General features: G+C 65.8%; 12 protein-coding genes. 5 read left to right on the top strand and 7 right to left on the bottom strand.

Annotated features, from left to right (window positions below; all coding sequences use genetic code 11):
• Positions 1 to 209: 209 nt before the first annotated feature.
• From pelF to WFH44_RS01690, 3 genes are read left to right on the top strand one after another with little or no spacing between them, the layout of a single operon-like run.
• Positions 210 to 1877: a GT4 family glycosyltransferase PelF gene (pelF, locus tag WFH44_RS01700; RefSeq protein WP_336711799.1), complete on the top strand. Its 1668-nt coding sequence runs from the start codon at positions 210 to 212 to the stop codon at positions 1875 to 1877.
• Positions 1874 to 3205: a hypothetical protein gene (locus tag WFH44_RS01695; protein ID WP_336711248.1), complete on the top strand. Its 1332-nt coding sequence runs from the start codon at positions 1874 to 1876 to the stop codon at positions 3203 to 3205. The genes pelF and WFH44_RS01695 overlap by 4 nt, the downstream gene beginning before the upstream one ends.
• A 29-nt stretch (positions 3206 to 3234) precedes the next feature.
• Positions 3235 to 3870, top strand: a complete 636-nt coding sequence (locus WFH44_RS01690) for a spherulation-specific family 4 protein (protein WP_336711247.1) — start codon at positions 3235 to 3237, stop codon at positions 3868 to 3870.
• Here WFH44_RS01690 and WFH44_RS01685 read toward each other — a convergent pair.
• Entirely contained in the window at positions 3867 to 4751 is an 885-nt protein-coding gene (locus tag WFH44_RS01685) for a spherulation-specific family 4 protein (RefSeq protein ID WP_336711246.1), read from the bottom strand. The two genes, WFH44_RS01690 and WFH44_RS01685, sit on opposite strands and share 4 nt — an antisense overlap.
• Before the next feature lie 38 nt (positions 4752 to 4789).
• Positions 4790 to 5803 carry a UDP-glucose 4-epimerase GalE gene (gene galE / locus WFH44_RS01680; RefSeq protein WP_336711245.1) on the bottom strand — a complete coding sequence of 338 codons (1014 nt, stop codon included), beginning with the start codon at positions 5801 to 5803 and terminating at the stop codon, positions 4790 to 4792.
• A 357-nt stretch (positions 5804 to 6160) separates the two neighbouring features.
• Between galE and WFH44_RS01675 the strand changes: the two genes are divergently transcribed.
• Positions 6161 to 6445, top strand: a complete 285-nt coding sequence (locus WFH44_RS01675) for a DUF1540 domain-containing protein (RefSeq protein WP_336711797.1) — start codon at positions 6161 to 6163, stop codon at positions 6443 to 6445.
• A gap of 15 nt (positions 6446 to 6460) precedes the next feature.
• Here the strand turns inward: WFH44_RS01675 and WFH44_RS01670 are convergent, their stop codons facing one another.
• Genes WFH44_RS01670 through WFH44_RS01660 form a run of 3 tightly spaced genes read right to left on the bottom strand, consistent with a single transcriptional unit; the run spans position 6461 to position 10439 of the window.
• Positions 6461 to 8605 carry an iron ABC transporter permease gene (locus WFH44_RS01670; protein ID WP_336711243.1) on the bottom strand — a complete coding sequence of 715 codons (2145 nt, stop codon included), beginning with the start codon at positions 8603 to 8605 and terminating at the stop codon, positions 6461 to 6463.
• A gap of 11 nt (positions 8606 to 8616) precedes the next feature.
• On the bottom strand, positions 8617 to 9585 hold the full coding sequence (locus tag WFH44_RS01665) for an iron-siderophore ABC transporter substrate-binding protein (protein WP_336711242.1): 969 nt from the start codon (positions 9583 to 9585) through the stop codon (positions 8617 to 8619).
• Positions 9582 to 10439: an ABC transporter ATP-binding protein gene (locus WFH44_RS01660; RefSeq protein ID WP_336711240.1), complete on the bottom strand. Its 858-nt coding sequence runs from the start codon at positions 10437 to 10439 to the stop codon at positions 9582 to 9584. The genes WFH44_RS01665 and WFH44_RS01660 overlap by 4 nt, the downstream gene beginning before the upstream one ends.
• A 362-nt stretch (positions 10440 to 10801) precedes the next feature.
• Between WFH44_RS01660 and WFH44_RS01655 the strand changes: the two genes are divergently transcribed.
• Positions 10802 to 11395, top strand: coding sequence for an SGNH/GDSL hydrolase family protein (locus tag WFH44_RS01655; protein WP_336711239.1), 594 nt, complete (start codon positions 10802 to 10804; stop codon positions 11393 to 11395).
• Between the two features lie 285 nt (positions 11396 to 11680).
• Here WFH44_RS01655 and speB read toward each other — a convergent pair whose 3' ends face one another.
• Positions 11681 to 12679: an agmatinase gene (gene speB / locus WFH44_RS01650; RefSeq protein WP_336711237.1), complete on the bottom strand. Its 999-nt coding sequence runs from the start codon at positions 12677 to 12679 to the stop codon at positions 11681 to 11683.
• An 11-nt stretch (positions 12680 to 12690) separates the two neighbouring features.
• Positions 12691 to 14079, bottom strand: a complete 1389-nt coding sequence (locus WFH44_RS01645) for an MFS transporter (protein ID WP_336711236.1) — start codon at positions 14077 to 14079, stop codon at positions 12691 to 12693.
• Positions 14080 to 14168 lie beyond the last annotated feature (89 nt).

Raw genomic sequence — 14168 nt, 5'->3', positions numbered from 1 at the left:
AGCCGTGCCTTGGGAAATTCTTTGGGTTGAACGCTGCATTGTAATAGTTAACCGTACAATCCATGCCTCACTTTTATAACGATTCGATAACGGGACCTAAGAGGTTTACGTTGTCAGTTTGTTACTCGATAGGCTCCCCTTCTAATAGACCGGTCGGTCTTGGGGAAGATCGACCATTGGGGATGGCTGGGTAATCCGGCGTGAGAAATATGGGGGCAGTCTCCTATGAAGAAGTACAGTTGGGGAAATATCGGTACGGGAAAGCCCTGTTCAACCGACTCTTCCGCGCGGCGTATTGGCGACAGCGCGGCGGTGCGGTCATGAAGATTGCTATGGTCACCGAAGGCACCTATCCCGTCATCACCGGCGGCGTCAGTACTTGGTGCGATCAGTTGGTGCGGGGTCTCCCGCAATACGACTTCAGCGTCGTCGCCCTAACGGCCAACGGCAGGGAGCGTCCTGTTTGGGATTTTCCGGGCAACGTCACCGACCTGAAGATATTCCCGATGTGGGCCAAGCTTCCTGCACCATTGAGGTCGCGGTCTAAGAGGCGGACGTGGCAAAAAATCAGCGGCCGCGCGTTGGAAAGGTTGTGGTCGGCGGCACTGGGCCCCGACAACGAGCAAGCAGCTGAGGAATTCTCGGCCGCGCTGAGAGATCTGGACGAGGTCTCGCGACATGTGGGCCTTGCACGGGTCCTCGCGTCAGAAGGATCCGTACACGCGATTCTTGAAGCCTGGCGATCGCATCAGGGCCAACATCAGCTGCCGTTGCTACACGTCGCTGACGCTGTCGACGCAGCCACCCTAGCCGACCGGACGTTAGCCGTCATCGATTCGGCGACCGCAGACGACGGAGCTGACCTCGTTCACGCGTCCGGAAACGGCCCTTCGGCCCTAGTGGCTTTAATTCGCAAGTGGAGGTTCGGTACACCTCTTATGCTGACCGAGCATGGCGTCTATCTCCGGGAACGGTACATCGCCCTCCACGACGCGGGTTACAGCTGGCAGGTCCGCCGGATCGTCATGGCGTTCCTGCGCATTCTCTGCCGCGTCGTCTACGCGGAAAGCAATGTGATTCTGCCGGTCAACAGGTTCAATGGACGCTGGGAAAAGCACTTGGGCGCTGCTCCCGAGAAGGTGCGGACAATCCCCAATGGCGTCGATCCCGTCATGTACCCGCCGGTCATAGGCGAACCGGAAGTGCCGACCATTTCTTTCGTTGGCAGAATAGACCCGCTGAAGGACCTGGAAACCCTCATTGCCGCCTTCGCGATCGTCCAGCAGGAAATACCGGAGGCACGTCTCCGGTTGTTTGGTCCGGTGCCGGCGGGAAACGAGCCCTACCGCGACCGGTTAATAGCCCAGGCCGAGCAGCTTGGCGTTGCGGGATCTGTGTCCTGGGAAGGCCGCTGCGACGGTAGTCGTCCTGCGATCGAGGCCGGGCACGTCGTAGCCTTGTCGAGCGTCTCGGAAGGCCTGCCTTTCTCCGTTATCGAAGCCATGATGTGCGGACGGGCTACAGTCAGTACGGAGGTCGGCGGGGTCAGCGAGTGCTACGACGACGACCAGCAAACGGGACTGCTTGTTCCAGCGCGCGCCCCCGAAGCGTTCGCCGAGGCCTGCCTTCGCTTGCTCAAGGACGCGGACCTTCGCCAAGCAATGGGTCAAGCAGCCCGGCGCCGGGCCCTTGAGGTCTTCACGCTCAACGCTTTCCTGTCAAAGTACGCCGAAGCTTATGACAAAGTAGCCGAGGTCAAGCAGCATGCGCCTGCCTCGATACCCGAGGAACCGGTGCTGCCTGGCCAAGGCCGACATACCGCCCCGCGGAGGCGGACCGTTCAACTTCTCCGAACTGGACGGATGGCCCCCCTATGAGCATGAACCACGCAGTATCGCCGGGCGATGCCGCCCAGCCCGTGTCCGCTGGCACCTTGGACGACGTGGGACACAACGCCGTCGATACGTACGAGGTGGCCGCCCGTCTTGAAGCCAGCGGGCTAACCGACCGACAGGTAGCGAAACAGCACGATGTGGACGGCATCTTTGCGCTCAGCCGCGCATTGTTCAAGGTACATACCGGCGAGACGGTGCGGTCGCGCGAGTGGCTGGACCGCACTGAACTCAAGCAAGCAGCGCTGCGGGCGGCCGTCCTGCTCTGCGGCTGTGTACTAGCGGCACTGACCCAGATCGCGTTTGGCTCGCCCCCGGAAGCCGTCATGATATCCGGAAGCGCTGCCTGGGTTGTTGGACAGGCATGCGCCGGAACGTCCTGGGCCCGCGCCGGAGCAGGCCAGCTCGATCAAGGTCTTGCACGCGGTATTGGTATGGGTGTGATGTGGATTGGAGCTTTGGCGGCCGCATTCGCCCTAGCCCAAATAGCCGGTCTGTCAGTCCTCTCCATCGCAGTCATGACGTTCGGCTGGTGCACCTATGCGATCACCGTTAACCTGCTTGTGGTGATCGGCCGGACCACCGCTTTGGTCCGGCTGCTCCTGCCTGCCGTAGTCCTGATTACGGGGACGCTGATGGTCAAGGCGGACTGGACCCGTCCCGTTGCCGCCGGCGCCATCTTGCTGACACTCATGGTTCTTGTAGCGCTCCTCCTCCGCGAACTGCGGCGTGTAGGAGAGGCCCGCCGTCCGGACCGGGATGACGTGGCCGCCAGCTGGGCGCCTGTCCTGCACGCATCCTTCCTGGCCGCCACCCTGCTCTCGGTCCTGTTCCTCCTGCCCAATCAACATGCGCCGGCTCTCATTGCCGCGACCGTGGTCGGCGCGGCACTGGCCGATCCGGCGCTCGTCCTCTACCGGCAGCGGCTCAGATGGGCCACGGCAAACACTTACTACGTGCACTTCCTGGCACGCTCGGCTCGTTATGCGGCTTTGGCCCTTTCGGCCATCACGGCGGTCGTGGCAATCGTCGTCGTGGTTACGGCAGTGACCATTCTTGATTCCAATGACGCCGCAGCCTCCACGACGGCTGTCAGCGCGGGCGTATTTAGTACGTTGGCGACGATATCCACCGCTTTGACGGCATTCGGTGCCTCTTGGCGTTCGGTATTCGTTGCAGTGCTGGCCTTCGCGGTAGTGCTGATTTGGTGGGCAGTCGGACACTTTGCAGTCACCATCGCACTGCTCGTTGCGATCCCCGTCAGTATCCTGTTCCTCATGCAAAGAGTCTCCGACCCCCGTGTCCTCGCGTGACGGGTCCTCGGCTTGGCATTCCGTGGTACGTGCATCCTCTGGAAGACCCCCGTGCGTGGCAATGGCTCGCCGCCCCGGATCCCGTGCCTGGACTCGTGGTAGTCAACGTCCACAACGGGCCGGGCCGCGGTCACGACATCTACTACACGGAGGCTCTCCGGGACGTTTCCCGTACCAACCTGCTGGGCTACGTCGACGTCGATTACGGACAGCGGAGCAAAGACGTCGTGGCCGCCGAGGTCCGCGAGTGGATCGACCGCTACGCCATCACCGGAGTAATGTTCGACCGGGTCCCCACCTCGGAAAGCCCGCTAAACCTGTGCAGGGCATACGTTCTCGACGCCCGGGCGGCCGGCGCGACGAACGTGGCGGGGAATCCCGGCACTGTTCCGGACGCCGGATACCTCGACATTTTTGACCAGACCATCGTTTTCGAGAACACGTGGAGCGAGTATCGGCGAGTGGAATTTCCCGGCTGGCTGGGCGGCATCGCTGCCGACAAGATTTGGCATCTGGTGTACGGATGCCGTCCGGAAGAAGTGGCCCTAGCCATGGAGCGGGCCGGGCGGCTGGGCGTGGGATATGCCTTCGCCTCCACGGGGAACCTGCCCAATCCGTGGCGGGGCCTGACCGGCAGGCTGACTACAGAAACCCCGGCGGGCTAGGCACACCTCGGAGCGATAAGGCTCCAGTATGAGGGCAGATGATCCCACGGGTTCTCCGAGAGGGGGGCGTCCTCTAGACCCGCCATCACTTCGTCCGTGATGAAAATGCGTCCACCGTTGCGCTGCTGGGACAGCACGCAGAGGTCGTGGCGGCGCTCGGGCGGAGCGGTATGGACAAGGTGGCTGAAGCGGGCCGAGGGATACCGATAGACCCATTCCGGCGGGCTCCAACCTGCATATACTTCGGCGTATCCTTCGAACACCACCAGGATGTCGGCCACCGGCTCGGAGAGCTGCCAGTCATCCGAGAATGCATCTCCTGGATTGCCAACTACTTTGCCAGGTGAGGCGAATTCCTTGATGAAGGCATACAGCTCCCGATAGTAGCTGCGCATATCCCGGCCGTCGGAGGCCGGCTCGTCCGGTTCGATGGACATCTGGTCGAGGAAGATGCCGTCGATGACATACCAGCGGTAGTAGTTCCGGATGTCCGCTTTAACGGCGTCCAACGACCGCCGGCCATAGGCTGTGTCCACGTAGCCGACGACCTCATTGCCCGAGTCGTGACAGTAGCGGAGCGCTTCCACGTACGCCGCTTGAACGCCCTCGCCGGGTCCCGACGAGGGGTTCATGATGGCAATCGAAGGCGTCTTCATTGCCTCGCACATTTCCGCCCACAGACCCACGGTTCGACCATCAGGCCCCAGCTCCGGGCTGAAGTAGGCCGGAACCAGTTGGGTCTGGGCGAACGACGGGGTCTCGGCCCGTGCCGCCGTGCTCAGGAGCACCATGAAGGCGGCGAGGAAGACGCCAAGCCCGCGCCGGGCCAAAGAACGAGTCGGAAAATCCCCACCTTGAGAACCTCGATTGCCCCCAAGCATGCGTGAAGCGTAGCAGAAACCCCTTGCTGCGACGGACTTCAGGTCGCGTAGCCCTGCGGGTTGTTCTTCTGCCAGTTCCAGTGGTCCTGGCACATCTGTTCCAGCGTGCGAGTCGCTGACCATCCGAGCTCTGCCAGCGCCGCGGACGGGTCCGCATAACTGATGGCGGCGTCGCCGGGACGCCTGTCAACGAACTCATATGGGATGGCAAAGCCGGTTGCCTTGCCAAAGGCGGTGAGAACTTCGAGAACCGAGGAACCCCGGCCGGTACCCAAATTCCAGCGGCGGACTCCCGGACTGCGCGAGACAAAGTCCAGCGCGGCCAGGTGGCCCGCGGCGAGGTCGACGACGTGGATGTAGTCGCGGACGCCCGTGCCGTCCGGCGTCGGATAGTCATTGCCGAATACACGCACTTTGTCTCGGCGGCCCACAGCTACCTGGGCGACGAACGGCAACAGGTTGTTGGGAACATCCAGCGGGTCTTCGCCGATGAGGCCGGATTCATGCGCTCCCACGGGGTTGAAATAGCGCAGCAGCGCAATGCGCCACCTCTCGTCGGAGGCGCCTAGATCGGACAAGATGTCCTCGATCTGCTCCTTCGTCCGGCCGTATGGATTGGTGGCGTCAAGCGCCATTTTCTCGGTGAGCGGCACTTCGTCCGAGTTGCCGTAGACGGTGGCAGAGGAGCTGAAGACGATAGTGCGTACGTCGTGCGAGTCCATGGCATGCAGGAGGTTGAGCGTGCCCACCACGTTGTTGTGGTAATAGCGCAGCGGCTGCTCGACCGATTCGCCTACGGCTTTCAGGCCGGCGAAATGGATGACGGCATCGAACCGTTCGGAGTCGAAGATGTCTCCCAGCTTGGCCTCGTCCAGCAGATCGAGCTTGCGGAACGTTGCCTGCCGCCCCGCCAGCTCCTGGACCCGGCGCAGGGACTCCTCGCTTGAGTTGACCAAATTATCCACAACGACGACGTCGTGGCCCGCTTCAAGCAAGGCGAGAGTTGTGTGCGAGCCAATATAGCCGGTTCCCCCGGTAACCAAGACCTTCATGCCCTCTAACCTATTGCGTTCTGCGGTTCTATCCCCATAGGTATTTGGGCCCTAATAGCGGACATGTCACGCACACTCGGGGTGCATCGAAAGTCCATCCAAGACGCAGCCCGCCACGGACCTCTGCCCGCTCCGGAAGATCGCCGCCAGTTGGCCGATGCGATCCAAATGATCAACACAATGGCTATCAGGATGCCGGCCATCAGCACGCCGGGTCCTCCGTCCTCGAGGTCGTCGACACCGGCTACCGCGGGCTTTAGGTCACGCGAATGTGCCTTTTTGATTTACGTCAGCAGGCATACCGTAATTAGAGGCGTCGTCGAAAGGGCGGCCGAAGACGGAGGAATCATCATGACCGTGACCTCGCATGTAGGCGACTGCACCGTAACGAACTGCTCCTTCAACGATCACAGTGAGTGCAATGCCGCCGCGATCACCGTCGCCGGGGGTGAAGACCACGCAGCCTGCGCGACCTTCATCGACACCGGCAGCCACGGCGGACTGCCCAAGGTCCTGGCGAGCATCGGCGCGTGCCAGCGCGCGGAATGCACCCACAATGATCACCTGATGTGCCAGGCACCAACGATCCATGTCGGGCCCGGCCGGGACAACGCGGACTGCCTCACCTACAGCCACAGGTAGAGCCGCGCCCCTGGCTCAGGCCGGCCGGTCCACCCGTGACCGCCAGAGCAGGTAGATGAAGTAGGGCGCTCCCACCAGGGACGTCATGATGCCGGCAGGGATCTGGGCCGGCGCGATCACCGTCCGCCCGATGATGTCTGCCAGCACCACCGTGCAGGCACCGAGCAGTGCGGCCACGGGCAGCACCCGGGAATGGCACGCGCCGACGAGGGACCGGGCGGCGTGCGGAGCCACCAGGCCGACAAACGCGATCACCCCCACCGATGACACGGCCCCGGCGGTCAGCAGCACCGCCGTCGAAAGCAGCAGGACACGCGACGGTGCCAGACCGATCCCGAGGACGCGGGGCGAATCGTCGTCGACGGCGATGAGGTCGAGGTCGCGCCGCAGGCCGGCCAGCACCGGAACCGCCAGCAGCAGCGCCACCAGCGGCGGCAGCACCGAGGCGAAGGTCCGGCCGTACGTGGAGCCGGAGAGCCAGGTCAGCGCCTTTGTCTGGTTATAGGGGTCGGTGCTGACCAGCAGGACGGAGATGATTGCCAGCAGACCCGCCGACACGCCGATGCCGATCAGGACCAGCTTGTTCTGCTGCAGCCCGCTGCGGAACGCGAGCCCGAACACCAGCAGCGCAGTCAGGGCCGCACCGGCCAGCGCCGAGCCGGTCACCAGCCAGGCGCTGGCCATGGGGACGCTCGTGAGCACGACGATGGCCGCGAGGCCGCCGCCGCCGGACACGCCGATAATGCCGGGCTCGGCCAGCGAATTCCGGGCCACGGCCTGGATCAGGGCACCGGCAATCGCCAGCGCCGCCCCGGCGAGCACCGCGGCCGCGACGCGGGGCATCCGGGTGCCCAGGATGGCAGTGACCCGGTCGCCCGACTGTCCGGTGAGCCAGTTGGCCAGGTCCCCGAGCAGCAGTTTCGCATCGCCCAGCAGCGCGCCGGCCACCAGCAGTCCGGCCAGCAGGACGATCAGTCCCAGCAGTACGCCCAAATAGATCCTGCGGGAGCGGAGCCGCGCCAGCGCATCGCCGGCGGCGCTCAGCCCGGCATCGGACATCCGCAGCGCCAGGATCACCAGGAACACCGCGCCGAAGACCGTGGTGACGGCGCCGGTCGGCACTTCCACTCCGGCCTGCGCCCCGAGCACCACGCGGACCACCACGTCGGCGCCGATCACGACCACCGCACCGGCCAGCCCGGAGAGCGGAAGCAGTACCCGGTGGCGCCCCAGGCCGCGGACGCGGGAAGCGAGCAGCCGCACAATGGCCGGCGCGCACAGGCCCACAAAACCGATCGGCCCCGCGACGGTCACGGCGCAGGCAGACAGCAGCACGGCCAGGACGACGGCGCCGGTGCGTGCCAGGCGCGGATCGGCCCCGGCCAGCCGGGACGCGTCATCGCCGAGCCCGAGCAGGTCCAGCCGCCGGGCCATCAGCAGCAGCCCGGCGATGGCCAGCAGGATCACCGGCGCGAACTGCACCAGCTCGTCGTTGCTGGTCTGCGCGATGCTGCCCCTGCCCCAGGCGTACAGGCCCGTGGTTTCCTGGCTGAACAGCAGTAGCAGCCCGCTGGTGGCCGAGTGCAGGCCCAGGGCCAGCGCGGTGCCGGCCAGCACCAGGCGGATCGGGCCGCCGTTACCGTTGGCGCCGGCACCGGACAAGGCGAGGACAAGCAGGGCGGCGGCGAGCCCGCCCGCGAACGCCAGGCCGCCGGACAGCAGCGCGGGCAGCGTGATCCCGAACGCCGCCACCGCGACAATCGCCAGGTGGGCCCCGGCGTCGACCGCCAAGGTATCCGGCGAGGCGAGGACGTTGCGGGTCGCGGACTGCAACGCCGCGCCCGCCACGCCCAGCGCCACGCCGACCAGCAGCCCTGCCAGCAGCCGCGGAATCCGGGACGCGGCCAGGACGGCCGCCTGCTGGTCCGAACCGCTGCCGGTGAGCAGGCCGAGCAGTTCGGCCAGCCCCATGGCAGCGGTTCCCTGGGTGAGGTGGACCAGCGCGAAGAGGAGCAGGATCGCCAGTCCGCAGCCGGCAACCACGGCGGGCCCGGACCGGCCCCGTGCCTCCGCGCCGGCCGGATCCGGCGCACCCGCAACGGAAGTACCGGCAACGGCAGTACCGGCAGCCGGGGCGGGCCTCTTCGCAGTCTCGGTCATTGCGGCGGGCGCTACTTCGTCAGGGTGGAGACGAGGGCGTCGACGTACTGGGTCATCGAGGCCGGTCCGCCGAACATCCAGATGCCGTCGTCCAGGCGGTGCACCTCGCCGGCTTCCACGAAGGGCAGCGACTTCCACACGGCGTTACCGGCCAGCTCTTCGGTGAAGTCCTTGTCGGCGTTGTTGGTGATGTAGACGAAGCTGTCCGCGTCCAGCGTGGTCAGGCCCTCGACGTCGGTGGACGCCAGTCCGTAGGCGGCGTCGCCTTCCATCTCCCACGGGGAGACCAGGCCGAGTTCGGTGTTGATGTCGGTCATCAGCGACCCCTTGGCGAAGGGCCGGACCGAGACCTTACCGTCCGCCACCCAGCCGTCGGCGAACGCCACGCGGGAGCCGGCTAGCCCGGCCTTCTCGAGCGCCGCCTTGCCCTCGGCCACGGCGGCATCGTATTCGCCGATGGCCTCTTCGGCCTTCGGCTCGGTGCCGGTTGCCTCCGCGATGAGGTTCAGGTTGTTCTTGGCCTGGTCGATCTGGCCGCCCGCGTCGGCGGATTTAATGACGACGACGGGGGCCAGGTCTTCGAGCTGCGTGATCACGTTCTCGGCCAGGTCGGAGGTGGCGACGATCAGGTCCGCGTCCAGCGACGCGATGGTGTCAAAGCTGGGTTCGCCGCGGGTGCCGATATCGGTGACACTGCCGTCGAGCGGTACGGAGGAAACCCACGCGCCGTAGCCCTCGACGTCGGCCGCGCCCACGGGCGTGACGCCCAGGGTGACCAGGTTTTCAACCACGTTCCACTCGGTGCCGACCACACGCTTGGCCGGGCCGTCGAGTTCCACCTCGACGCCGCGCGAGTCCGTGACGGTGAGGCTGCCGCCGCCGGCAGCCTCTGCCGGTTCCGCCGGCTCTTCGGTTGTGCCGCAGCCGGTGAGCAGCAGTGCCAGCGCGCCGACGGCGGCCAAGGCCTGGGGAATCTTCATGAACGGGTGGTCCTTTCGGGTTGGTCATGCTGACGGTCGGTGTGCCGGCCGACCGCGCGGGTGCGCAGCCTGCCGGTCAGCGGATCGGTATGGGTGACAATCGGGATGGCGTAGACCCGGCTGAGCAGCTCGGATTCCAGCACTTCGTGGGCGGGGCCGGCAGCGGCGATTCTGCCCTCGGACAGGACGACCACCTCGTCGGCGAGCGCCGCCGCTTCGTCGAGGTCGTGCAGCACCAGCCCCACCGCGACGCCGTGGAGCCGCGCCAGGTCGTAGACCAGATCGAAAATTTCCACCTTGTAGCGCAAGTCCAGGTGGTTCGTCGGCTCGTCGAGCAGCAGCACGGAGGTGTCCTGGGCCAGGCAGCTGGCCAGCCAGACACGCTGCAGCTGGCCGCCGGAGAGTTCATGCACTCCGCGGCCCGATAGTTCCGCAATACCGGTCAGGGCCATCGCGCGTTCGACGGCGGCTGTCCCCTCGGGATCGGCGGCCCGCCAGCGTCCGCGGTACGGATGGCGGCCGAACTCCACCACGTCGCGGACGCTCAGTCCGTGCGGCACCGGCCGGCTCTGCGACAACAAGGTCACGTGCCGGGCGAAGTCGCTGCGCTTCATCAGCAGCGCGTCGGTGACCCCGCCATCGTCGGTGGATACTGCCACGCTCCCTGAAGACACATCGTGCAGCCGGGCCAGGGCACGCAGCAGCGTAGACTTGCCGCTGCCGTTCGGCCCCACCAGGGCTACGATCCGTCCGCGGTCAAGCCGCAGCCCGGCACCGTGGACCACATCCTTGTCCCCGTATCGGAGCACTAGGCCGCTGGCCTCAAGCCCGCCACTTCCCCTGTAGTGATTCACGAGTGAAAGAGTAGCTTAGCCTTACCTAATAAACCTACTTCGTCGTCCCAAGCCGTAAAAATGACTCGATGAGCCGGGGGCCCTCCGGAATCCGCCGCCGATAATCCTTCTTTGTTGAGCCGGTTGGAACGCGGAACGGCGCGTTAGAATTTGCCAGTCCATGGGGGAACACAGCTGGGGGAACAGCAATGGGGAACGTCTCGAAGCACCGGAATGGCGGCAGGAAAGTGCAGGCCATCTGGGTCGGTGTGCTGGCGCTGCTCCTTGTGGCTCTGACAGCCTGCGCAATGCCCCCGAGGGCTTCTTCTGTTTCCTCGAGCCCTGTCGGATCGGCGCCCGACGTTGCGCCGGCTCGGATTGCCTTGGTCATCGGCGACTCGCAGGCCAACGCCGGCAACGCCGTCCCGACGAGCGAGTCCTGGGTCTCCCAAGGGCTCGCCCAGGCCGGCTACGTGCCCAGGATCGAGGGTTATGGCGGGACCGGCTTCCTCAAGAGCCGCCCCAAGGACGGCCACCCGTCCTACCTTGAGTCGCTGAAGACCGGCGCCTACGACCTGCCCGCGGGGAACGTCGGCCTCGTCGTTGTGCAGGGCGGCGGCAATGACCTCAAGTACCCGGACGGCAAGATCAAAGCGGCGGCATCTCAAACGATGGAGATCCTGAAGTCGAAGTACCCTGACGCACGCTTCGCCGTCGTCAGCCCGCTGAACCAGAGCGGCAACCCTGCCTCACGCCGCATCGAAGTGGCCAAGGTCCTCGCCGGGGTAGCAGCGGCACAGGACGCGGTCTTCATCGACGCCACGGGCTGGGCGGCGGAGAATGACCTCGCGCAGTACCTGTACCCGGACGGCCTGCACCTCAACCCCGAAGGGCACAAGCTGCTGGCCCCCGTGTTTGCCAAGGCGCTGGCGGATGCCGGACTCGCTGCTGTCGTGGCCGCGGTCCGCTCCAACTGAAAACCCGCTGGTGAAGCCCGGCTGCCCCGTGCCGGAACTTCCTCTGGCGGCCCCTAGATGGCCGATACGATCCAGATGATCAACGCAATGGCTATCAGGATGCCGACGATGGTCCAGATCAGATTGCTGCCGCGCATGGTGCTACCTCCCTTCACTGCGAGGACTCCATTCTGCGCCCGCGGCCGCCGTTTCGTCCCCGGATTTGGGAAAAATTGAGCTTCGGCTTCACCTGACGGCAATGACCCCGGGGCCCGTCGAGCCCCGGGGTCATGCTTCCAACGATGGTCAGACGGCGGCCGCTTCGAACTCGCCCTCGTCGAGCGCCGAGATGCCCTTGTCCCGATTGACCATTAGCGCCAGCAGGTCGAACACCACGGTGGCCGCGGCGAGCGTGGTGATGTCGGCGTGATCGTAGGCCGGGGCCACCTCCACCACGTCCGCGCCGACAATGTTGATGCCGTTCAGCCCGCGCAGCAGGGACAGCAGCTCCCGCGAGAGCAGCCCGCCCATCTCCGGCGTCCCGGTCCCTGGCGCGAAGGATGGGTCCAGCACGTCGATGTCGATGGACACGTAGACCGGGGTGTCGCCCAGCCGTTCCTTGATTCGCTCCACCGCGGCCGGCACGCCGATCACGTCCAGGTCGGAGCAGCGGATGATCTGGAAGCCGAACTCGTGGTCGCGCAGGAAGTCGTCCCGGTCATACACCGGGCCGCGGATGCCTATGTGCATCGACTGGTCCTCCACCAGCAGCCCCTCCTCGAACGCCCGGCGGAACATCGTGCCGTGGGTGACCGGCTGGTCGAAGTACGTGTCCCAGGTGTCCAGGTGCGCGTCGAAGTGCAGCAGGGCCACCGGCCCGCGGGCCTTGTTCAGTGCCCGCAGCATCGGCAGGGCAATCGTGTGGTCGCCGCCGATTGAGATCAGCCGCTTCCCCTCCCCCAGCAGCGGCAGGGCCTGCTCCTCGATCTCACGCACCGCCCGGGTGATGTCGTACGGGGTACAGGCGATGTCGCCGGCGTCCACCACCTGGGTCTCGTTCACCGGCTCGACGTCGAGCTCCACGTGGTAGCCCGGCCGCAGCAGCCGGGACGCCTCGCGGACCCCCGCGGGACCGAACCGCGCGCCCGGGCGGAAGGAGGTGCCGCCGTCGAACGGGACGCCCACAATGGCGATGTCATAGTCCGGCACCCGGTCGATCTGCGGCAGCCGGGCGAAGGTGCCCAGGCCGGCGTAACGGGGAACTTTCGTGGCATCGACGGGGCCGATCGGCTCGTGGTTGGTCATGATGGTGCTCCTTACTTAGCGGTTGCCTTGGCGGCGGCGGCCGGTGCGGAGGGGACCGCAGCCGGCGCTTTTTCCTGGGTGAGTTCGTGCAGGGTCTTGTTGGCGGTCTCCGGTGCCAGCAGGAAGGTCGCGATGAGTCCGACGGCCGAGATCACCGCGCCGATCAGCAGCGAGCCGGCGGCGCCGAAGTTCAGGATGGCGAGCGGCATCAGGTACGTGCTGGCCGCGGAGCCCACCCGGCTGATCGCGGTGCCGAAGCCGACGGCAGTGGCCCGGACCTCCGTGGGGAACAGCTCGTTCGGGTAGACGACCTCCAGGAAGCTGGAGGCGCCGGAGGCGAGGGCGAAGATCGCCAGGGCCAGGAACAGCGGGCCGGCGTGGACGTCCGGGATGAAGGCCGGGATGGCCAGCGCCACCGCGATGATGCCGAAGCTCCACAGCAGCAGCCTCCGCCGCCCGATCTTCTCCACCAGCCACAGGCCCGGCACGCCGCCGACCACAAACAGCATCGAGATCAGGAAGGACCCGCCGTAGAGGTTCGCGTCGCCGGTCATGCCGAAGGAGGTCAGCAGGTCGGGGGCGAAGGTGTAGACCGCGAACAGCGGGATCACCTGCGCGGTCCAGAAGATCGAGACGAAGAGCGTGCGCTTCCAGTACTGGCCCCTGAAGATGTCGCTGAAGCGGCCCTGCTTCGACTCGGCGCCGCCGTCCTGCGTCACGTCGCTTACCCCGTACTGCGCGCCGTAGACCTTCTTGATCACAGCGTCGGCCTCGTCCACCCGGCCACGGGAGAGCAGCCAGCGCGGGGACTCCGGCGTACCCAGCCGACACAACAGCGTAATGATTGCGAAGAGCGCGGGGCTGGCCACCATGATGCGCCAGGCGTCCGGTCCCATGTCCCGCAGCAGGAAACCGACGGCGTACGCCACCGCCGCGCCCACCGCCCAGACCACGAAGGTCGCGCCGAGCAGCCGACCGCGGACCCTCCGCGGCAAGAACTCCGCGAGCAGCGACGTCGCAATCGGATAGTCCGCGCCGATGGCCATGCCCAGGAAGAACCGGCAGAGGACCACCTGCCACACCTCGGTGGCGAACCCGTTCAGCAGCGAGAACACCGCCAGCGCGATCAGGTCCGCGATGTACATCTTGTGCCGGCCGATCTTGTCGGTCAGCCAGCCGAAGACGGCGCCGCCGAAGAAGATGCCGATCAGGCTCGCCGCCCCGATCAGCCCGATCTCGGCCGGCGCGAGGTCCAGGCCCGGCGTCATTGTGATCAGCGCGATGCCGATGATGGACAGCGCGTACCCGTCGATGAACGGGCCGCCCGAGGCGAAGAAGGTCAGCTTCTTATGGAACCTCGTCAGCGGCGCGTCATCAATGAGATTGCTCGTTGCGCTCATTGCAGCTCTCTCTCGTCATGCTCAGTCAGAGCGGGAATAGCTGAGTACATGATTCGCGAACGGCATGACGCAGGACACCCGCAGATTGA

Source organism: Arthrobacter sp. USHLN218 (assembly GCF_037144715.1).
Lineage (GTDB): Bacteria > Actinomycetota > Actinomycetes > Actinomycetales > Micrococcaceae > Crystallibacter.
Note: the sequence above shows the minus strand (reverse complement) of the source record. Positions and strands in the feature narration are given on the sequence as shown.